A 21569-nucleotide genomic window follows, 5' to 3' on the forward strand; every position below is an offset into this window, starting at 1 on the left:
TAAAAACGCCTGTCGTCTTGAACGTCGCGCAGCACCGCGATGCCGACGAACGCTTGATGAGGACGCCTTAAGGGCGTCTTTTTGTTGTTGCTTTAGTTAGAGGCAGCCGCGAAATCTGCGGGGTCTTAGAAAAAGATAGTACTTTCAGCATTTCAGGAATCGTCTACAATAAGGTATAACAAAGATTCGACGCTTCTAGACTGTCGATCGCTTCCTTCTCTTATGTCGCACAGCTTTAAGAGAAGTTACGCAGGGAGAGCATAAGGAGGTTCGACTATGCATATCAGAAATATTAAAATAAGAAGCACAGGCAAATATTTGCCGAAAAAGATCGTGACCGCCCGGGAGATGGATGAGCGGCTCGGCGTGCCCGCAGGCTGGGTCGAGAAAAAATCCGACGTGGTGCGGCGGCATTTCGTCGAGGATGAGACCGCCTCGCAGATGGGGGCTTACGCTGCGACCGAAGCGATGAAGCAAGCCGGTCTGCGCTTCGGCGACATCGATTGCCTGGTGTGCGCCAGCGGCACGATGGAGCAGCCGATTCCGAGCACGGCTTCGCTGATTCAGCGGGCGCTCGGCGAGGAGCAATCCGGGGTGCCCTGCTTCGATATTAATTCCACCTGCCTCAGCTTCCTGACCGCCCTCGACGTCATGTCGTATATGGTAGCGTCAGGCCGCTACCGCCGCATTCTGCTCGTATCGAGCGAGATCGCCTCGATCGGGCTTAACTGGTCGGATAAGGAGAGCGCAGCGCTGTTCGGCGACGGGGCGGCGGCGGTGATCGTCGAGGGAGCGGAACAAGGCGAAGGCTCCCGCATCGTCTGCTCGGCGATGAAGACGTACAGTCAAGGCGCGCATTTGTCGCAAATCCGCGGCGGCGGCACGGGCGCTCACGCCTTGTCCGCGCAGGAGGAGGAGGCGTTCCTGTTCGAGATGGACGGCCAGGCGATTTATAAGATGGCGGCGCGCATTTTGCCCGGCTTCGTCGATTCGCTGCTTCGGGAAGCGGGCTGCTCGATCCAAGATATCGAACTCGTCATCCCGCATCAGGGCAGCGCGATGGCGATGCGGCTCATCGGCCGAAAGCTCGGCATCGCGCGCGAGCGGCTGATGTTCATCACGCCGACGCACGGCAATACGATCGCCGCGTCGATCCCGATGGGGCTGCATGAAGCGATCCGTCAAGGGCGGATTGCGCGGGGATCGCGGATCATGCTGCTCGGGACGTCGGCAGGGTTGTCCGTCGGAGGGATGATCCTTGACTATTAGCGGGCAGGCCGGATCGCCGGAGCGGAAGGAACCGGCAGGCAGGCGCATTCTGCTCACCGGCGGCCGAGCGCCCGCGACGCTCGACCTGGCAAGGCAGCTCGCGGCGAACGGCCACGCGGTCTACGTGGCGGAGAGCTGCCCGGAGCAGCTGTGCAAGCGCTCGCGCGCCGTGCGGCGCAGCTACCTGGTGCCGGAGCCCGCGGCGAATCCGCGGGCCTATGCGGCGGCGCTGCGGGACATTGCCGCGGCCGAGCGCATGGACTGGCTGCTGCCGATGTGCGAGGAGCTGTTCTATGTCGCGGCCGGGCTTGACGAGCTGCAGAGCGTCTGCCGCGTCCTGGCCGAGCCGCCTGGGAAGCTTAGGCGGCTGCACAGCAAGTGGGAGTTCATCAGCCGTGTGCAGGAGCTCGGCTTGTCCGCTCCGCAGACGCATTTGCTGTCGTCGCCGCAGGAGCGCGCCGCCTTCATGGCAGAGGAGGCGGAGCGGGCGAAGCGGCGGCGGGAGGCCGGGGAGCCGGATGCGGCGAAGTGGGTATTCAAGCCGGTCTTCTCCCGTTTCTCCAGCAAGGTCGTCATAGCGGAGGTGAAGGCAAGCGGCTGGCAGCCGGATTCCCGGCTGGCTGCCCTGCCCGTGACGGGCGAAGAGCCGTGGGTGGCGCAGCGGTATATCGAAGGGACGGGCTACTGCAGCTACAGCATCGCCCAGCAAGGGACGATAACGGCGCATGCCGTCTATCCCGTGCGCTTTACGGCCGGACGCGGCGCCTGCATCAGCTTCGAGCCGGTCAAGCATCCGGGAATCGACCGCTGGACGGAGCGGTTCATACGCGAGGAAGGCTTCACCGGCCAGATCGCCTTCGACTTCATCGAAGACCGCGAGGGCGGGCTATATCCCCTCGAATGCAATCCGCGGGCGACGAGCGGCATTCATCTGTTCCGGCCGGAGGACCGGCTGGACCGGGCGCTCATGCCGGAGGAAGGGCAGCCGCTACCGGAGCGGATCGAACCGCAAGCTTCCCGCAAAGCAATGATCGCCGCAGCGATGCTGAGCTGCGGCGCGGTCGCCCTGCTCAAGGACTTTTCCCGCGAGCGGCTCGGGTCATGGCTGCGAATCATGACGGGAGGGCGGGATGTCGTCTTCAGGGCGAACGATCCGGGCCCTCTCTGGCAGCAGTTCCGGCTAGTGTATTGGAATCTGCGCGTCGGCGCCCGGCATCGCATTTCGGTGATGGAAGCGTCCACGAAGGATATTGAATGGAACGGCGGTGAATTAAGGTGAAGGTGCTGGTCACCGGTGCAACGGGTTTTTTAGGCAAGCATTTGGCGGTGGCTCTGCACAAGCTCGGCCACGAAGTCACGGCTGCGGGGCGGAATGCGCAGGCCGGAGCGGAGCTGGCCGCGCAGGGCATCGCGTTTCTGCCTTGCCGCCTGGAGGATACGGCTCAGACCGTAAGGAGCTGCTTCGGGCAGGATATCGTCTTTCACTGCGGGGCGCTGTCTTCGCTGTGGGGCAGCTATAACGATTTCTATGAAAGCAATGTAACGGGCACTCGCAACGTGATCAAGGGATGTACGGAAGGCGGCGTACAGAGGCTTATTTACGTTTCAACGCCGAGCATCTATTTCGATTATACCGATCGCTTGAGCATTGCCGAATCCGCTCGGCTGCCTCGCCGCGCGGCCAATGCCTATGCCGAGACCAAAAGGCTCGCCGAGCAGGACATCGATGCGGCCTTTCGCTTGGGGCTGGCTGTCGTTACCGTTCGTCCGCGGGCGATTTTCGGTCCGGGCGACCGGGCAATCGTACCGCGGCTCATCGAGGCCAGCCGTCAAGGGAAGCTGCCGCTCATTAGGGGCGGCCGCGCCGTTCTCGATCTGACCTATGTGGATAATGCGGTACAGGCGCTGCTGCTGTGCATGACGGCGCCTTCTTCCGTGCTCGGGCGCAAGTACAATGTTACGAACGGCGAACCGCAGCCGTTCATTGAGGTGCTGAACTATTTGTTCGAACGGCTGGGCGAGCCGCTCCGCAGCCGGAAGCTTCCGTACCGGGCGGCTTACGCGCTGGCGGGTTTGCTGGAGGCCGCCGCCAAGCTTTCCGGCAGCGGCAAGGAGCCGCTGCTAACCCGCTACAGCGTCGGACTGCTTGGCCGCAGCCAGACGCTCGACATTACGGCGGCGAGAGAGGAGCTCGGCTATCGGCCGCAGGTCACTGTGAAGGAAGGGATTGACGCTTATGCCGCTTGGTACCGGAGACAACATGATTAAGCTGGATGTCGCATGCTTCGTGCTGGAGGCCGGCTGCTGCACCCATCCACAATGGGTTACACTGCGCGGCGGAAGCCGCCGTCCTGTCCGCTTCCCCGCTCTGTTCGCGCTGATCGAGCATCCGCGCCTCGGCTATATGCTGTTCGATACCGGGTATACGCAGCGGTTTTTCCGGGAGACGGCCCGCTGGCCATACTCGCTCTACGCGAAGATGACGCCCGTTCGCTTCACGGAGCGGGAGAGCGCGGTACAGCAGCTTCGGCGTAGAGGAATCGAGCCGGAGGCGGTGCGGCACATTATTATCTCGCATTTCCATGCGGATCATGTCGCCGGGCTGAGGGATTTTCCGAACGCCGACTTCCTGTTCTTGCAGGAGGCGTATGACGCCGTCCGCCGCCGTACGGGCTGGAACGCCGTTATGGCCGGGTACCTGCCCGGCTTATTGCCGGACGATTTCGAGGCGAGGGCGCAGCCGATAGATGAAAGCAAGCAGGCCGAGCTGCCGCCGGGCTTCCCGTTCGAGCGCGGCCTCGATCTGTTCGGGGACGGCAGCCTCATCGCCGTCGACGTGCCGGGACATGCCGCCGGGCAAATCGGCCTTCTGCTGTCTGCCGGAGGCGAAATGCATTTTCTATGCGCGGATGCGGTATGGAGCAGTCTCGCATATCGGGAGAACCGGCCGCCGCATCCTTTGGCAGGACTGATTATGTCCGACCGCCGCAAGTATAAGGATAGCTTCGAACGGGTCCGCCGGCTGCATAAGCTGTATCCGGACATCCGGATTGTTCCGTCCCATTGCGAGGAGATGGAACGGTCCCTTGTTCGGGGAGGGGGCTCGGTATGATCGACAAGCTGATTGTAGTCTGGCATTATGCGCTGACCAAGTACCGGATGCGGCGAAGCCGCGAACGGGAGCGGGTGGAGAAGCGGCAGGAGAAGCGTATCCGCCGGCATATCCGCTTCGTGCGGAAGCGCTCCGCCTATTACCGCGAGCTGTGGCGGGGGCTTCCCGATTCGGCGTGGCGCAGCTTCCCTGTCATCGGGAAAACGGAAATGATGGAGCACTTCGACCGCCTCAATACGGCGGGCGTCTTGAAGGAGCAAGCTTTCGCGCTCGCGCTGCGGGCGGAGCAAACCCGCGATTTCACGCCGATGCTCGGCTCCGTGACGATAGGGCTGTCCTCCGGCACGTCGGGCAGCCGCGGCTTGTTTCTTGTGAGCCGTTACGAACGCATGGCCTGGGCGGGCACGATCCTGGCCAAGGTACTGCCCCGCTCGCTGCTCCATGCCGAGCGGGTCGCCTTCTTCCTCCGCGCCGACAGCAATCTGTACGGCAGCGTCGGCAGCCGCAGGCTGCAGTTCCGGTTCTACGATCTGCTCGATCCGCTCCATGAGCATATCGAGCGCTTGAACCGGCAGCAGCCGAGTCTGCTTGTCGCCCCGCCGTCGCTCTTGCGGGCGCTGGCGGAGGCGGCGCAGGACGGCCGGCTGGCGATCCGGCCGGACAAGATCATCGGGGTCGCCGAGGTGCTCGACCCGCTGGACGGGCGGCGCATCGAAGCAGCGTTCGGCCAGGCGGTGCACCAGATTTACCAATGCACAGAAGGGTTGCTGGCCTGCACCTGTCCGCACGGGACGCTGCATATCAATGAGGATATCGTCGCGGTGCAGAAGGAATATCTCGACGAAGAGCTGCGCAAGTTCGTCCCGATTATTACGGATTTCTCGCGGACGACGCAGCCGCTGATCCGGTACCGTCTGAACGATATGTTGACGGAACGGGCGGAGCCTTGTCCTTGCGGTTCGTCGCACTTGGCGCTGGAGCGGGTCGAGGGGCGCTGCGACGATCTATTTTATTTCCCGGCGAAAAGCGAGGCGAGGCGAATGGAGCCGCCGGTGCCGGTATTTCCCGATTTTATTAGCCGTGCGATCATTTCCTCCGCCGAGGAAGTGCTGGAGTATAAGGCTGTTCAGCATGCGGCGAACCGGGTAGAAATCTCGCTGCGGTTGAAGCCGGAGCATGCCGGGATATGGGATAGCGTCTGCGCGCGCATTACCGAAAGCATCGGCCGCTTATGCGATTCGCTCGGCTGCAGCGCGCCGCAGCTGCGCTATACCGAGCTGGCCTATGAGCTTGGGCCGCGCAAGCTGAGAAGGGTGGAGAGAAGATTCCAGCCGGAGGAGCGGCCGCTTTTATACTGAGATGCTAAAGGCATGGTGAACAAGTGGCCGGAGAGTCGATAAAGAGTTGAAATAGCATAAGCGTTCGCTTTTTTCTGCGGATTGCAACCCATTTAAGGGACATTTATTCAAGAAATTCGGGACGGGCAGCGATCGGAGCATACGCAGTAGCACGGAAAATCTGCGCTGTAAAGGCGAGCGCTAACGCTTCTACAGTGGCGGAGTAAAGTCGCAACGGACACAGGGGCCGTTATATAAACCATAGCGGCCATTTTGGATTTCTAACGGACACAGATGCAGCTATTTGTTGACAAAGCCTCCATAGAAAGCGATACGGAGCTATGTAAGCGCTGTGATGTCCGTCCCTCGTTTCAAAAACGTCTGTTTTCGACGAATTTAGCTCACCGGTGTCCGTTAAACTTGGAAATGATTTGATGCTTGGTTCCGGGGGCTATACCTCCTGAGAACCGCGGACTTTTTCACCGCACTCTTAAGAAAAGGAGGGGTTTGCTCTTGGACACGAGTCAGAAGCATCCGCAGCTTAAGCGCAGCGGAGACGGGCAGGACGGACAGAGCGAAAGGCCGGTGGCATGCATAACAGGGGCGTCCAGCGGCTTCGGATTGTTAATGGCGCTGGAGCTGGCGAAAGCCGGCTACAGGGTGATCGCAACGATGCGCGATACGGCGAATAACGGGCTGCTGCTTCGGCGTGCGGAAGAAGCGGGCGTTGCGGAGCGGATCGACTGTTTGCCGCTCGATGTAACCGACCACCCGGCGTGCGAAGAGACGATCGCGCATATACGGTCCGCCTACGGCCGGATCGACGTGCTCGTCAATAATGCGGGGATGGCCATCGGAGGCAGCATCGAAGAGATTCCGATGGAGGAGTGGAAGCGGCAGATGGACGTCAACGTCTTCGGACTCATCGCGATGACCCGGGCGGCGCTTCCTGTTATGCGCGAGCAGCGGCGGGGCACGATCATTAACATCGGCAGCGTGAGCGGAAGAGTCGGCTTCCCCGGATACGGACCCTATGCGGCGTCCAAATTCGCGGTGGAGGGGTTCAGCGAATCGCTGCGCCTGGAGATGCTGCCGTTTGGCGTCCACGTCGTGCTGGTCGAGCCGGGAGCGTACCGGACCGATATATGGTCCAAAGGCTTCGACCATATGACGGCGCGGTTTCGGGAGGACTCGCCCTACGCGCGGTTTCTGGGAGCCGTTCTGCGCTATTCGCGCAATGTCGCCCGGACCGCAGGCGAGCCGCAGGATGTCGCCCGAGCCGTCGTCCGCATCGCCGGCTCCCGCTATCCCCGGCTGCGCTATCCGCTGGGGCGGGGAGCGGCGTTGTCGATCGCAGGCAAGACGCTGCTGCCTTGGAAATGGTTCGAGCGGCTGCTGCTGCGGGAGCTGGAGAAGGGGGATTAGCTGAAGACGAGAGGAACCTAACCTTCGTCGAACGCTGCTGCAATTGCGATAGGGGAGGACGCCGGCAGGAGGTTCCTCCGGGCATGCCCTACCATGCCGCGATAAAAGCCAATACATATACTATGATTTCCTCGAGCAGAGTTAGCCGACTCTCTCGGGGATTTTTTTGTATTCGACATAAGATGGGAACCGATTGCCGTGCAACGCATTTTGAGCATCGCGTAAATAATGAACCATCGAAAATCCGGCAAAACGGGCCGCGGGCCGCATCTTCCTCTGTTAGATTGACATGAAAAACAACTAAAAACAACGAAAAACTATTAAAAACACAATCTTAATATGGGTTTAACACTCGTATTACAATTCGCTTTTATAGTTAGAAACAAGCAGTCATCTTAAAAAAACGAGGGAGAGATTAGCTTGAAAAAGTGGACGCATGTCATTGCGGCGGCATTAGTAACGATATCATTGACGGCAGGCTGTGCTGCCAAATCGGCGCAAACCCCGGCGGCGGGCGGTGCCGCTTCGGCGGACGCAAGCACGGCTAACCAGCCGGTCAAAAACAACGAAATTACGGTGTACACAGCGCTTGAGGACGATCAAATCAAGTCTTATCTCGAATCGTACAAAAAGAAATATCCCGACATGAAGGTCAACATCGTTCGCGACAGTACAGGAGTGATAACGGCCAAGCTGCTGGCGGAAAAAGCGAATCCCGTCGCCGACGTCGTCTGGGGCACGGCGGCGACGAGTCTTCTGGTGTTAAGCCAGAACGACATGCTGGAGCCTTACGCCCCGCAAGGCGCGGACAAAGTGGTGCCGGAATTCAAGGATACGGCGAACCCTCCGAAATGGGTAGGCATCGACGCCTGGGAAACGGCGTTTATCGTCAACACGAAGGAGCTGGAGAAGAAACACCTCCCGGTCCCGAAATCGTATGCCGATCTGATCAAGCCGGAGTATAAGGGCATGATCGTAATGCCTCATCCTGCTTCATCCGGTACCGGCTTTCTCGATGTATCCGGCTGGATTCAGCTGATGGGCACAGACAAGGCTTGGGGATATATGGACAAGCTCCACGAAAATATCGCTTCCTACGTTCATTCCGGCTCCAAGCCGGCCAAGATGGCGGCTTCCGGGGAAGCGGCGATCGGCATCTCGTTCGGCTACCGCGGGCTTCAAGAGAAGAAGAAGGGCGCTCCGGTCGAGGTGGTGTTCCCGGAAGAAGGCTCCGGTTGGGACGTTGAAGCAAACGCATTGATGAAGAAAAAAGACATCAAGCCGGAAGCCAAGCAGTTTTTGGATTGGGCGATTTCCGAAGAGCCGATGCAGGAATATGCGAAAAATTACGCGATTCTTTCCGTGAAAGGCGACGGTAAAATCCCCGAAGGCTATACGCAGGACCCGCTGAAGCAGTTGATTCAATACGATTTGAATGCGGCGGCTAAGGACCGCGAAAGCATCTTATCGGACTGGGAGAAGCGTTACAGCGGCAAGAGCGAGCCCAAGAGCTGATTCAAGCTCGCCGAGCAGGGAATTCTCCGATCGAACAGCTAGCTATATAGGAGAGTGGTTACTTATGAAAAACAGCGATTTGACCGTGCGCGGCATTCACAAATCGTTCGGCGGGTTTCAAGCGCTGCGCGACATTCATCTCGATATTCCCAAGGGGCAGTTCACCTGCCTCCTGGGGCCGAGCGGCTGCGGCAAAACGACGCTGCTGCGCATTATTGCAGGCCTTGAGCGGCCGGATGCCGGCAAGATCGAGCTAAGCGGCCGCGATATTACCGCGCTGCCTCCGGCGAAGCGCAACTTCGGCATCGTGTTCCAATCGTACGCGCTGTTTCCGAACCTGACGGCGGCGCAAAATATCGCCTACGGCTTGAAGGGCAAGCTGCCGCGCAAGCAAATCGAAGAGAAGGTGCGGGAAGCGCTCGAGCTGGTCGATCTGCATCGGATCGAGGAGCGGTATCCCGCCCAATTGTCGGGCGGTCAACAGCAGCGCGTTGCCCTGGCCCGGGCAATTGTGATGTCGCCGGAGCTGCTGCTGCTCGATGAGCCTCTGTCCGCGCTGGACGCGAAGGTGCGGATCAAGCTGCGGCAGGAGCTCCGTGCGCTGCAGGAGCGGCTCGGCATCACGGCCGTGATGGTCACGCACGACCAGGAGGAGGCGCTCACGTTGGCGGATCGGATCGTCGTGATGAACAACGCGCAGGTGATGCAGAGCGGCTCGCCGCAGGAAGTGTACGAACGGCCCAACTGCCCGTTTGTAGCCGATTTTATCGGGGCGATCAACTTTTTGCCGGGTTCGCAGGTGGCCGGCTATCCGCAGCCGGAGGCGCTGCTTGCGGTGCGTCCCGAGCATATTCGGGTCGTAAGCTCCGGAAGAGGCGCGGCGGAGCATGACGTGCCGGTCATCGCCGGCTTGATTCGTCATGTCGAATTTCGCGGGCCTTACTACCGGATCGAGCTGCAATTGCTCAATGACAGGGAGGAGCCGGTCGATCAAGCGATGACGATCGACGTGTCCGTGCAGGCTTCCCAAAGCATGGAGCTGGTCAAGCATCGTAAGATGATGCTGACGCTTCCGCAGGAACGGCTGCTCGCCTTTGACCGGGAAGCGGCGGTGCTGCAATGAGAGCTCTCGCCCCGCGATGGCGGAAACGGCGCAGCTGGGGGGCGGGCGAAGGGGGGCAAGCGGCATTCATTGCGCTCATGCTGCTCATCCTGCTTATCGTTATGGCCGCCCCGTTGTACATGCTGTTCCGCCAAGCGTTTCAGAGCCGCGACGGCGCGTATGTCGGGCTGGACAATTTCCTGCAATACTTCGAGACGCCGGTTTGGAGTGGCGCCATCGGCCATACATTGTTCATTTCACTGAGCACAACCGCCATTTCGGCCGTGCTTGCGTTTTTCTACGCTTATGCGCTCGCCCGCACCGATATGAAGGGCAGACGCTTGTATAAATCCGTCGTGCTGCTGCCGCTGTTTGCTCCGACGATGATGCACGGGATCGGCCTGATTTATTTGTTCGGCAAGCAGGGGCTGGCTACCCAAGGCTTGTTCGGTCTGCTGCCGTCCATAGACATTGAGCTGTACGGACCGACGGGAATCATTTTATCGGAAATCATCTATACGTTTCCGCAGGCGTTCCTTATCTTCTCCATTGCTCTGGCCATGACCGATTTCCGGCTGTATGAGGCGGCCGAATCGATGGGGGCCGGCAAAGCAAGAACCTTTGTTACCGTTACGCTGCCCAGTGTAAAATATGCGGCGATCAGCGCGCTGTTCGTCTGCTTTACGCTCAGCTTTACCGATTTTGGCGCGCCGGCGGTGGTCGGAGGGCAGTATTCGGTATTGGCGACCGATATTTACAAAAAGGTCATCGGCCAGCAAAACATGAGGATGGGAGCGGTAATCGGCATTCTGCTCACTCTGCCGGCCTTACTCGCCTTTGTTGTGGACCGGATGGTCACTAGCAAGCAGCAAGCGGTCCTTACGGCCAAGTCGACGCCGTATCAAGTATCGCCCGGACGGTGGCGCAATGCGATCGGCCATATGTATTGTCTGCTGATCGGCGGTTCGATTGTCCTGTTGACGGCCGTTGTCGTCTTGGCCTCGCTGGTGAAGGTATGGCCGTATAATTTGACGCTCGGCTGGAGTCATTACGACTTTTCCAATGTGGCCGGCGAAGGGCTGGCTCCGATTTGGAACAGTATCCGCATCTCGCTATTTACCGCGGCGGGCGGTACGGCCATGACCTTCTTGTTTGTTTACTTAATCGAAAAAATCCGCGTTTGGCCGGCGCTGCGCCAAGCAAGCTATTTCATCTCGATGCTGCCGCTGGCGCTGCCCGGGCTCGTCATCGGGCTCAGTTATATATTCTTTTTTAATGCCCCCGGCAATCCGCTTCATTTTTTATACGGCTCGATGGCGATTCTCGTGCTGGTGAACATCGTTCATTTTTATGCGGTGCCGTTCCTTACGGCTTCAACCGCGCTCAAAAAGCTGGATAAAGAATTCGAGCTCGTATCGGAATCGATGAATGTGCCGTTCTACAAAACATTGTTTCGTGTGACGATACCGATGTCGCTGCCTGCGATTATGGAAATGGCGATGTATTATTTCGTCAATTCGATGGTCACGGTATCCGCCGTTATTTTCTTATATGCGCCGGACCTGAAGCCGGCTGCGATTGCCATCGTCAATATGGACGACGCGGGAGATATCGCTCCTGCAGCGGCGATGTCGGTGCTGATCGTGGCGGTGAACGTCGCTGTGCGTTTGCTGTACGAGGCGGGAACGTTCCGGCTTCGCAGAAGGATGGAGGCCTGGCAGCGCAAGTAACGTTTCTCAGGGACTCTTATTGGAGCTTCTTAAACGGCAGGAATAACTATTTTTTACCAAAAGGGGAAGATCGACATGATTCAAGCGGTTATATTGGATTGGGCAGGAACGATGGTTGACTACGGATGCTTCGCGCCGGTAGCGGCTTTTATGAAAGTATTCGAGGAAAGAGGCATTGGAGTGACCCAGGAGGAAGTGCGCAAGCCGATGGGCATGCTGAAGAAGGACCATCTTCGCGCAATTTGCGAAATGGATCGCGTCGCAGTGCTATGGCAGGCCCAATACGGCCGGACGCCGAACGAAGCGGATGTCGATTCGCTGTACGGCGATTTCGAGCCGATGCTGTTCTCGATCCTGCATCGGTATGCGGAGCCGATTCCGGGCGCGGTGGATATGGCCGAACGGCTGCGCAAGCAGGGCATTCGGATCGGCACGACGACAGGCTATACGAGGGAGATGATGAACGTCGTCGCCCCGGAAGCGGCCAAGCGCGGTTACGAGCCGGACGGGATCGTTTGTCCGGATGAGGCGGCGGGAGGACGTCCGCTGCCGTGGATGCTGTATCAAAATGCGATCCGGCTCGGCGTGTATCCGATGAAGCATCTCGTCAAATGCGGAGATACGATCAGCGATATGATGGAAGGCGCGAATGCGGGCGTATGGACCGTCGGCGTACTGAAGGGCGGCAGCGAGCTCGGCATGACGGAGCAGGAGGTGGAAGCCTGCGATCCGGAGGAATTGAGCCGCCGTCTGGATCAGATCGAGAGCGGCTTCCGTGCGGCCGGGGCGCATTACGTCATTGAGACGATCGGCGAGCTCGATCGTGTCGTAGCGCAAATTAATGAGCGGCTGGCCAAGGGGGAACGTCCATGAATCGCGCTATCCATGAAGGGCAAGAAAGCTTTGGCGGGCAGCAAGCGAAGCAAGCGCAGGAAGCGCTCCCGACGCTGCCGAACAATCCGTATTTATTGCTGACGCCGGGGCCGCTTAGCACGACCCCCAGCGTCAAGGCCGCGATGCTGCGCGACTGGTGCACGTGGGATGACGACTACAACTCGCTCGTGCAGAGCATTCGCCGCCGGCTGACGCGGATGGCGAGCCGCCGTGATCCGGAAGCGTACACCTGCGTCCTGATGCAGGGCAGCGGCACGTTCAGCGTCGAGTCCGTGATCGGCACGGTGCTGCCGGAAGGCGGCAAGCTGGCGGTGCTGGCGAACGGCGCCTACGGCCAGCGAATCGCGGCCATTGCCCGGACGCTGCGCATCCCGGTAGCCGTCGCCGACTTCGGCGAGATCGCGCCGGTGAGCGCGGAGCGGCTGGAGGCGCTGCTTGCCGAGCAGCCCGACATCACGCATGTTGCGGTCGTCCATTGCGAGACGACGACCGGGATTTTGAACCCGATCGCGGACATTACGCGCACCGCGAAGCGGCACGGGCTGATCACGATCGTCGATGCCATGAGCAGCTTCGGCGGCGTTGACATCGATATGGCGGAGCTGGACATCGATTTTCTGATCAGCAGCAGCAACAAGTGCATCCAGGGGGTTCCGGGCTTCGGCTTTATTTTGGCGCGGAGGGCCGCGTTGGAAGCCTGCGCGGGACAGGCGCGCTCCTTGTCGCTCGATCTGTACGACCAATGGAGCACGATGGAGAAGCATAACGGCAAGTGGCGGTTCACCTCGCCGACCCATGTGGTCAGAGCGTTCGATCAAGCGTTGATCGAATTGGAGCAGGAAGGCGGCGTCAGCGCGCGAAACGCGCGATACGCGGAAAATCAGCGCCGGCTCACCGCCCGGCTGGAGCGTCTCGGTATCCGGCCGCTGCTGGCCCGGGAATGGCCGTCGCCGATCATTACGGCATTCTATTATCCCGAGACGGATAAATTCTCGTTTCAAGAGCTGTATCATCGTTTGAAACAGGCCGGTTACGTGATCTATCCCGGCAAAATATCCGCCGCCGACACGTTCCGTATCGGCAACATCGGCGATGTCGCGCCGGATCAAATCGACGAGCTGGCAAGCGCGATCGAGTCGCAGCAATTTTGGACATAACGAACATGAGGAACCGATCCGCAGCGGAACGATGTTTATCCGATTCGACAGCTGGTATACTATAGTTAATTACTGGAGGCATTGGAGGCTGCATACGTGTCATTGAATGGCGAGGAAAGAAAACAGACCATCCTGAACCTGCTTCAGATGCAAGGCAAAGTAAGAACGCCGGAGCTTGTGGAGCAGCTGGAAGTTTCCTCAGAGACCGTGCGCCGCTACTTGGAAGAGCTGGAGTTTGAGAACAAGTTGAAGCGCGTATACGGCGGGGCGATCAGGATTCATTTTGAGCGGGAGGAACCGTCCCATTTCAAGCGGGAGGTGCTGCATGCGGAGGAGAAGAGGCGGATCGGGCGGGCTGCCGCCGATTTCGTTCAGGATAAGGATGTCATCGTGCTGGACGACGGTACGACGGCGCTGCATATGATCGAATTTCTTCTGGGTAAACAAGGAATTACCGTTCTCGTTTCTTCCGTTCCGGCTTTGAATCTGCTCATTGATTATAAAAATAAGGGGATGTTCTCCGGCGAAATTGTATTCATCGGTGGACGGGTGAATGCCGCCCATTACCGGGTGAGCGGGGCGGCGGCGCAGCATTTTATGAGCTCCTTCCATGTCGACAAGGCATTCGTCGTAGCCGACGGTATTCGGCTGGACAAAGGCATTACGAGCTATGACGATGAGCGCGGCCTGCTGTCGCGGATGTTTCTGAAGCAGGCGGACCAGGCGATTGTGCTCGGCGACCATTCCAAAATAGGGTCCGCCCATTTTTTCAAAATGGCCGATTTGAGCGAGGTCGATATGATCATTAGCGATGCAGCGCCTCCGGCCGAATGGCGGGAGAAGCTTGCGGAGCAGGGAATTCACTGGGTTGCAGCCGGCGAAGTCGACGGGCTTTCCTCATAGGGGAGCCCGTTTTTGTATATACCTATTCAAACTTACTCTAAACCCTAAATGCAACACAATACGATCGGATGAGAAATCAGAAGATCTGATCATGCTAAAGCGCATTCATTCTGTTACCCTTAGTGAAGAGAATACCATTAATTTTACTGGGGGGAACGGTATGAAGAAATGGATCAAATCGACGGCAGCGATGGCGCTGACGGCGAGTATGCTTGCCGGATGCGGATCGCCGGGTTCCACGGCCTCCAAGCCGGAGGACGGCGCGCAGCAAGCATCCGCGGGAGCGGCAGATCAGTTCAAAGAGAAGCTCAGCCTGAACTTGATGAGCATCACCTATGAAGGCGGAGGCTGGCCCGACAAGCACCCCATGATCGATTATTTGAACAAGAAATTCAACGTCGATCTGAAATTCCAATGGGTGCCGTCGGACAGCTATACGGAGAAGCTGGGCGTGCTGGCGGCGTCGAATTCGTTTCCTGATGCGTTCTTTATCGATATGAACAACTTTCTGAAATGGCGCGATAAAGGCGTATTTCTCGACGTGAAGCCGCTGCTGGGCAATTACCCCAACCTGACCAAGGATATTAAGCCGGAAACGTTCGCCATAGGCAATCCGAGCGGAAAAATATACGGAGTGCCCGTGTATACGCCGGAAACCCGCGATACGTTGGTTATCCGCAAAGACTGGCTGGATAAGCTGGGGCTGAAATATCCGACGAACACCGACGAATTGTATAACGTGGCCAAGGCGTTCGCCAAAAACGATCCGGACGGCAACGGCAAAGAAGATACCGTCGGCTTCTCGACCTCGATCTCCGGGGGAACGACCTTCAACAACCTGGATTACTTGAAGTTCGCTTTCGGGTTGGCTAACGGCTGGAAGGAAGTGAACGGTGCCTTGGTTCCATGGCAGGTGCAGAACAAGGAATTGAAGGATTTCCTGGGCTATTTGCGCAAGGCGTATGCCGAGGGCGTGCTGGACAAAGACTTTGCGGTAAATAAAAATAACGATCCGAGCGTGAAGGCGGAAGCCAATAAATTGGGGATTCATCAGCTGGTGGCCACGGCGATTTATGCCGAAGGCTCCTCCGGCTCGGAGCTTAACATCAAGAAGACGGACCCGAACGCTCAATGGATGACGGGTGCGCCTCCCAAAGGGCGGCTCGATACTAGATATTCGCGCCGAGGAGAGCCATAGCGGCTCGCATGCGCAGTCTTCGAAGCGATGGGAGACGGCGGGCGGAGGGGCCTTGATGATTCTCGGCTCGCACCCGATCGCCGCGGCGATTCATCTGAAAAGCTTTGAGGGCCGCATGAAAGGGGAACGCCCCATCCGCGTCCGGTCGGTGGTTGCCGATATGGCGCCGATGACGAAAAGCGCCGCATACCAATCGGTGGAGCGGCACTGGATCGTGACGGATTGGGTCGATGTGGAGACGTGGGCCAGCGTGATCATCACGTTTACCGACGGGACCAAGGCGGTCGTGCTGGCCTCGTTCGCCGTACTGGGCGGCGTTCGCAACGTGATGGACATCTATACGTCCAACTCCGTCATCCAATGCAATATGACGCCGAACGACGGAGTGATGGTGTATGCTCCGAGCCCGGACGTCTTCGCCAATGAATTTATCGCCGAGAAGCTCGAAACGAAGGCTGGCTGGAATTTCGCCTCCTCCGACGAAGAATGGGCTCGCGGGTACATTCAGGAAATGCAGGACTTTATGGAGTGCATCGCGTGGGATAGGCAGCCTCTATCCGACGGGCAGCTGGCCAGAGACGTGCTGGAAGTGATCTATTCCGCGTACTTGTCTTATGAAACGGGGAAGCGGATTGATATTTTAAATTGAAGTTTCAAATTAAAATTCCAATAAGGAAGAGGAGAATCGCCCAATGAATCGTGCAGAGCTGAACGAAGTATCGCTTGCCAAGGTGTACAAGCAAATTCCGACGGAGCATTATTTGGCGGATGACCGCAGGGGAGAGTATTATTCCGGGGACTACAAGCTGGGTGTCAACCTGTACAGCTTCAGCCATAATTTGTTCGCCTGGTTGCAGGGTACAAACGCCGCGCCTCCGGCGGATACGCTGTCGCTCATCCGTTTTTGCAAAGAGATCGGCTGCGACTGCGTGGACGTCACCGGCTATTTCATTCCCGGGTATGAGAATTTTGCGATGCCCTCCAAGCCGGACAAGGACATATACGGCTATGCCGAAAGCATCCGAAGTCTATGCGAGGAGCTGGGGGTTGAAATTAGCGGCACGGGCGTCAAGAACGACTTCGCCGATCCCGATGCCGCCAGACGGGCTCTGGACGTGAAGCGAATCAAGTACTGGATCGACGTCGCCGCGGCGATGGGAGCGCCCGTCATGCGCGTGTTCAACGGCGAAATTCCGCAGGATATACTATCTACCGACTGGGACACGGTCGCCCGGGAGAGGATCGTTCCCGCTCTGATCGAATGCGCGGACTACGGCGTAGGCAAGGGAGTCCGCATCGGCATGCAAAATCACGGGGACATCACCTCGACGGCCGATCAGGTCATCCGCATTCTCGAGTGGGCGGATCACCCCAATCTCGGCGTCGTCAACGATACCGGCTGCTACAAAACGTTCGGCGCCGCGACGGGCGACGGCTACGATTGGTACGACGACATCGAAGCGGTGCTGCCGTATACGTATAATTTTCAAATCAAGAGGCTGCCCGGCGGCCTGAATACGGAGACTCTGACGGATTTGGATGAGCTGTTCACGCGAATCCGCTACAGCGGTTACCGCGGGTATCTTCCTTTGGAGACGATCTGGTCGGGCGCGGACCCGCAGCATCCTTCCAAGCTGGCTGCTCCGCCTTACGAGCAGGTTCGCGATTTTTTTAATGAGATTCAAGCGGCGATGATTCGCACGAAAGTACGGAAGTAACCGTTCGAACGCAGCATCATAAGGGATGCTCTCAGCCTAAGGAAGCGATAGGCCGTGAGCATCCTTTGCTGTTGTTTGGCGTGCTCAGCCGTCGCCTGCCATCATGCCCTCCACGACCGCTGCAGCTCGCGAACCTCCCGCCATCCGATAAGGCTCAGACGCTCTCGGGCGATGACGTCCTGAACGTCCGGGTCGAGGAACAGATCGTATTCGCAGCGCCGGATCGGCCAAGTGCCGGTAATGGCCTTCAGCTCTTCGGTATCGAGCGACGGATGGAATAAGAGCTCCGTTAATCCGGGCTTCATCTCCCGAAGGAGCCGGATCGCAAGCTGCTTGATCGAATCGTAGTCCGGCGTCTCGGCATAAGTAAACGGCAGACTTAGAACCTCATGCGGATGGAGAATCCCTCTCTCCGCGGCCAGCTGCGCGATCAGCGCCTCCTTGCCCGTCTTGTGTGCAGGGTTGGGCGAGAAGCGGATAGGCAGCGCGAACTGCGCGGCCAGCTCCACCAGCAGCTCATGATGATCCGGTCTAAGGCTGCCCATATGATTATCGAGATGGGTCGGGTCAACCCCCATGCGGATCGCCAGCTCGATCTGCGCGGTCAGCTCCGACCGGACTTGTTCGGGGTCCGCCTTCGCCATATGAGCCGTGTTCGCGGGAAAATGGCCGAATTCGTCAACCAGCGTATCTACATTCCCGTTCCTCAGCACCGGCCCCCATTTGTAATGATCCCATTCGCTTGTCAGCGTCAGATGAACGCCCACGTCCAGCCGGGGATTGCGCGCAGCCGCCCGGGCGGCCTCCAGCGACCAGGGGCAGTTGACCATCAAGGTAGCGGATGTAATCGCCCTCTTTTCCAATAAGTTTAGAATGGCTTGATTGGTCGTATGACACATGCCGAAGTCGTCCGCATGCAATATGACGCACCGTTCCTCCTCCAAGCTCCGTATTTCCGCCATTGCCATCGTTCCCCCTTCAGTGTTAGCTTATTGTATATCTCGATTATCGCAGAAAGCCTTCGGGCCCTCTACTCCGATTTCGACTTTTGATTTTCTTTTTTAGACTTTTGTTAAGGGGGGATGCCGGCGTGAAGAGAGGAGAGCGCTGGATCAAACGGTTGTCCTTGAACTCGATTCGCACGAAGCTGGTGCTGGGCGTGCTGCTGATCATCGTGCCGTTGAACGCGCTGATGCTGGGCTTAAGCTTTTATTCGATCAAGGTCGTTCATAATCAGGTGGCCGATTCCAACAACAATATGCTGAGCCTGTATATGGAGCAGTTCGACGAGAAGCTGCGACGGGTGGATGAATATTTGCTCGGTCTGATGCAGTACGAATCGAATCTGTCGATTCTGCAATCTCCCGCGTCGGAGTGGAATCATTACAGCGCGATTCATAATCTAAGCAATAATGTGACGGCTAACATCGTTTCCTACGATTTTCTGGCGGGCATCTTCGTATACTCGGCGCCGGGCGACGATTACATTTATGCCTTCAACAGGCAGACGCAGATCGGCGAGAGCGACTATATCCGATCTTATGTCCGGGACGCGGTCCGCTCGGATCGGACGCCAAGGGAATGGTTCGAGCGGGGATGGTTTATCGTGCATCCTCCTTCCGGGGCTTCGTATTTTGTCCGCCTGATGAGAAGTGAAAACGGTTACGTCGGGGCTTGGATGAACATCGCCAATGTGCAGCTGCCGCTGCCTTTGGTGAATATCGGGGACCAAGGCGCGGCGTTGTTCGTGGACGAACAGGGCGCTCCGCTGACTAACGCATCGTTCGTCGGCGAACGGCAGGTGCAGGTGGATGTCGGGCTGACGGATTATTACATGACGGGGCAAAAAGAACGCTTCCTCGCCCTCGGCAAGCATTCCACGAAAGGAGCGTTCAGCTTATTCGTCTTCCTCCCGGAGGATAAAATACTGGAGAAGCTGCCCGATCTGCAAAAAGTCGTCGTCACCATCACGGTCTCGTCGTTCGCGATTTTGCCGGTAAGCTTGCTGCTGCTGCGCAAATCGATGCTGATTCCGATACGAAGGCTGCTCAGAGCGATTAAACAGATTATGGAGGGCAATCTGGACGTGCGCATCGCGGCGTTCCGGACATCGGAGGAGTTTCGGATCGTGAACGACTCCTTCAACCATATGATTTCGCAAATCCAGGAGCTGCGCATCCGGGTGTATGAAGAGAAGCTCGACAAGCAGAAGGCCGAATTGCAGCATTTGCAGCTGCAGCTCAATCCCCACACGTTCATTAACTCGTTAAATATGCTGCACATGCTGGCTCGCACCGGGGAGTATCGGACGCTGGAGGATATTTCGCTATGCCTTATTCATTACTACCGCTACAATTTTCGCAGCAATTTGACGCTGGTGACGCTGAAGGAGGAGCTTCAGCATGTGCGCAACTACATCCGCATTCAAGAGCAGCGGTTCCCGGATAATATCCGAATGTCGGTGCAGGTTCCGGATTTTCTGCTGCGCGAGCCGGTCCCGCCGTTAATTATTCAAACGTTCGTGGAAAATACGGTCAAGCATGCGGTCACGCTGGATGAGCCGATTGACATTACGGTGCACGCCGAAGTGGCCGTCTGCGGCGAGCAGCCGTATCTTCTCCTGCGGGTTCAAGATACCGGCATGGGCTTCCCCGATCAGGTGCTGAGCGACCTTGCCGGGGGAAACCGGATTTACAACGAAGAGGGGGAGCGGATCGGCATATGGAATGTGAAGCGGCGGCTGCACATCATTTACGAGAACAAGGCGGACATCCGCTTTGCCAACGGGGAGCCTCATGGAGCTAAGGTAGAGCTACGGCTGCCCATTTATCACGAACCGGAAAAGAGGAAGCTGCATGAATCTGCTTATTGTTGACGATGAACTATGGCTTGCGGAGGCGGTAAAGAGCGAGCTGCCTTGGGAGGAAATGTTCGGCATAAGCTCCGTATCGATCGCGAACAATATCCGCCAGGCGAAGGAGGCGTTCGGTCGGGATTCCGTAGACCTTATGATCTGCGACATTGAGATGCCGCAAGGCAGCGGGCTGCAGCTGCTTGCATGGGTCAAGGAGCATCATCCCCGGACGGAGACGGTGTTTCTTACGTGCCACGCCGATTTCAAGTACGCGCAGCAGGCGATGCAGCTCGGCTGCCTGGACTATTTGCTGAAGCCGGTATCCAGGGAGGAGCTGCGCCAGGCGGTAGAGAAAGCGATCGCCCAGATTAACCGGCAAAGCTATCTGCTGGAGTACAGCCAGCTGGGGGAATTTTGGACGAAGCATCAGCCGCTGCTCGTCGAGAGGTTCTGGCTCGATGTGATCGGCTACTCGATCTCGCCGCAGCCCGAAGCGATACGCCAAGCGGCGGCGGAGCGCAACATTCCGCTCAGGGAGGGGATGCTGTTCCTTCCCGTGCTGATCCAGGTACAGCGGTATCATAAACCGCTCAGCCCGCGGGATGAAAAAATATTGGAATACGGCCTGTGCAACTGCGCCGAGGAAACGCTGTTTCCCCAAGAGGACGGCAGAATCATCGTCTTGTCGGAGCGCAAGCTGCTCGCCGTGATTCCTTCGGGCCAAGGGGGCCATGACATGAGCCGGCTTGTCGCCGACTGCGAATCGTTCATTGCCTTCGGCAATCGGCATCTGTACTGCGATGTGTCCTGTTATGCGGGGGAAGCGGCGCCCGTGCATCAGTTTGCCGATACGGTGCAGAGGCTGTTCCTGCTCGCTCAGCATAACGCCGCGTCCACTGGCAAGGTGAACGTATCGCGAGGGGCGCCCGCCGCACGCTCGTTATCGGCCGAACTCGTCGAGAAAATCGGGCAATATGTCGACGGGAAGCTCGATCAGGAGAGCCTGTCGAGAGAAAGCGTGGCGCAGACGGTGTTTTTGAACCCGGATTATTTGGACCGCATCTTCAAGAAAGAAACCGGCATGTCCGTCACCGCCTTCCTGCAGCAGCAGCGCATGCGGCGGGCCGAGGAGCTGCTCTCCCATACGACGATGTCGGTCATCGCGATCGGCCAGCAGGTCGGTTACTCGAATGTTTCGCATTTTTCCAAACGGTTTAAGCAGCATTCGGGTCTGAGTCCGCTTGAATTTCGGCGCCTCCGCAGCCTTCCTCCTAGTCGAAAATAGAACAAGGAATGGTCGAAAACAGAGCGGAACCGGATGCCGGCAGGCGGTAGAATGAAATCATGTTCGAACA

18 protein-coding genes are annotated in these 21569 nt (G+C 58.1%); 17 read left to right on the top strand and 1 reads right to left on the bottom strand.

The window, feature by feature from the left end; all coding sequences use genetic code 11:
• Positions 1-276: 276 nt before the first annotated feature.
• From SK3146_RS24575 to SK3146_RS24645, 15 genes are all read left to right on the top strand, one after another.
• A complete protein-coding gene (locus tag SK3146_RS24575) occupies positions 277-1269 on the top strand; it encodes a beta-ketoacyl-ACP synthase III (protein WP_249861237.1) in 993 nt (330 codons plus the stop codon).
• Positions 1259-2548 carry an ATP-grasp domain-containing protein gene (locus SK3146_RS24580; RefSeq protein WP_249861238.1) on the top strand — a complete coding sequence of 430 codons (1290 nt, stop codon included), beginning with the start codon at positions 1259-1261 and terminating at the stop codon, positions 2546-2548. Before SK3146_RS24575 ends, SK3146_RS24580 begins: the two co-directional genes overlap by 11 nt.
• A complete protein-coding gene (locus SK3146_RS24585; protein WP_249866422.1) occupies positions 2539-3537 on the top strand; it encodes an NAD-dependent epimerase/dehydratase family protein in 999 nt (332 codons plus the stop codon). The genes SK3146_RS24580 and SK3146_RS24585 overlap by 10 nt, the downstream gene beginning before the upstream one ends.
• Complete coding sequence (locus SK3146_RS24590; RefSeq protein WP_249861239.1) at positions 3530-4381, top strand: MBL fold metallo-hydrolase; 852 nt, start codon at positions 3530-3532, stop codon at positions 4379-4381. The genes SK3146_RS24585 and SK3146_RS24590 overlap by 8 nt, the downstream gene beginning before the upstream one ends.
• Positions 4378-5739, top strand: a complete 1362-nt coding sequence (locus SK3146_RS24595; protein ID WP_249861240.1) for a F390 synthetase-related protein — start codon at positions 4378-4380, stop codon at positions 5737-5739. Before SK3146_RS24590 ends, SK3146_RS24595 begins: the two co-directional genes overlap by 4 nt.
• Positions 5740-6345: 606 nt before the next feature.
• The gene (locus SK3146_RS24600) at positions 6346-7143 is read left to right on the top strand and encodes an SDR family oxidoreductase (RefSeq protein WP_249866423.1); all 798 of its coding nucleotides are present in this window, start codon (positions 6346-6348) and stop codon (positions 7141-7143) included.
• Between the two features lie 420 nt (positions 7144-7563).
• Positions 7564-8658, top strand: coding sequence for a putative 2-aminoethylphosphonate ABC transporter substrate-binding protein (locus SK3146_RS24605; RefSeq protein WP_249861241.1), 1095 nt, complete (start codon positions 7564-7566; stop codon positions 8656-8658).
• A gap of 64 nt (positions 8659-8722) precedes the next feature.
• Positions 8723-9781, top strand: coding sequence for an ABC transporter ATP-binding protein (locus SK3146_RS24610; RefSeq protein ID WP_249861242.1), 1059 nt, complete (start codon positions 8723-8725; stop codon positions 9779-9781).
• On the top strand, positions 9778-11490 hold the full coding sequence (locus SK3146_RS24615; protein ID WP_259618055.1) for a putative 2-aminoethylphosphonate ABC transporter permease subunit: 1713 nt from the start codon (positions 9778-9780) through the stop codon (positions 11488-11490). Before SK3146_RS24610 ends, SK3146_RS24615 begins: the two co-directional genes overlap by 4 nt.
• A 75-nt stretch (positions 11491-11565) precedes the next feature.
• Entirely contained in the window at positions 11566-12363 is a 798-nt protein-coding gene (gene phnX / locus SK3146_RS24620; protein ID WP_249861243.1) for a phosphonoacetaldehyde hydrolase, read from the top strand.
• Positions 12360-13541 (top strand): 2-aminoethylphosphonate--pyruvate transaminase, encoded by a 1182-nt coding sequence (phnW, locus tag SK3146_RS24625; protein ID WP_249861244.1) that lies wholly within the window; start codon positions 12360-12362, stop codon positions 13539-13541. Before phnX ends, phnW begins: the two co-directional genes overlap by 4 nt.
• A 96-nt stretch (positions 13542-13637) precedes the next feature.
• Complete coding sequence (locus SK3146_RS24630) at positions 13638-14444, top strand: DeoR/GlpR family DNA-binding transcription regulator (RefSeq protein WP_249861245.1); 807 nt, start codon at positions 13638-13640, stop codon at positions 14442-14444.
• Positions 14445-14604: 160 nt separating this feature from the next.
• The gene (locus tag SK3146_RS24635) at positions 14605-15642 is read left to right on the top strand and encodes an extracellular solute-binding protein (protein ID WP_249861246.1); all 1038 of its coding nucleotides are present in this window, start codon (positions 14605-14607) and stop codon (positions 15640-15642) included.
• Positions 15587-16291, top strand: a complete 705-nt coding sequence (locus SK3146_RS24640) for a Gfo/Idh/MocA family protein (protein WP_434006819.1) — start codon at positions 15587-15589, stop codon at positions 16289-16291. Before SK3146_RS24635 ends, SK3146_RS24640 begins: the two co-directional genes overlap by 56 nt.
• 43 nt (positions 16292-16334) lie before the next feature.
• Complete coding sequence (locus tag SK3146_RS24645) at positions 16335-17360, top strand: sugar phosphate isomerase/epimerase family protein (RefSeq protein WP_249861248.1); 1026 nt, start codon at positions 16335-16337, stop codon at positions 17358-17360.
• Positions 17361-17461: 101 nt separating this feature from the next.
• On the opposite strand, the gene SK3146_RS24650 is transcribed toward SK3146_RS24645, so the two are convergent.
• The gene (locus SK3146_RS24650; RefSeq protein WP_249861249.1) at positions 17462-18322 is read right to left on the bottom strand and encodes a polysaccharide deacetylase family protein; all 861 of its coding nucleotides are present in this window, start codon (positions 18320-18322) and stop codon (positions 17462-17464) included.
• Between the two features lie 128 nt (positions 18323-18450).
• Here SK3146_RS24650 and SK3146_RS24655 point away from each other — a divergent pair, with 128 nt between their 5' ends.
• Both SK3146_RS24655 and SK3146_RS24660 read left to right on the top strand, forming a co-directional pair.
• Complete coding sequence (locus SK3146_RS24655) at positions 18451-20235, top strand: sensor histidine kinase (protein WP_249861250.1); 1785 nt, start codon at positions 18451-18453, stop codon at positions 20233-20235.
• Positions 20216-21499: a response regulator transcription factor gene (locus SK3146_RS24660; protein ID WP_249861251.1), complete on the top strand. Its 1284-nt coding sequence runs from the start codon at positions 20216-20218 to the stop codon at positions 21497-21499. The genes SK3146_RS24655 and SK3146_RS24660 overlap by 20 nt, the downstream gene beginning before the upstream one ends.
• The last annotated feature ends 70 nt before the right edge of the window (positions 21500-21569 follow it).

Origin of the sequence: Paenibacillus konkukensis, assembly GCF_023523925.1 — a bacterium.
Classification (GTDB): Bacteria; Bacillota; Bacilli; order Paenibacillales; family NBRC-103111; genus Paenibacillus_S; species Paenibacillus_S doosanensis.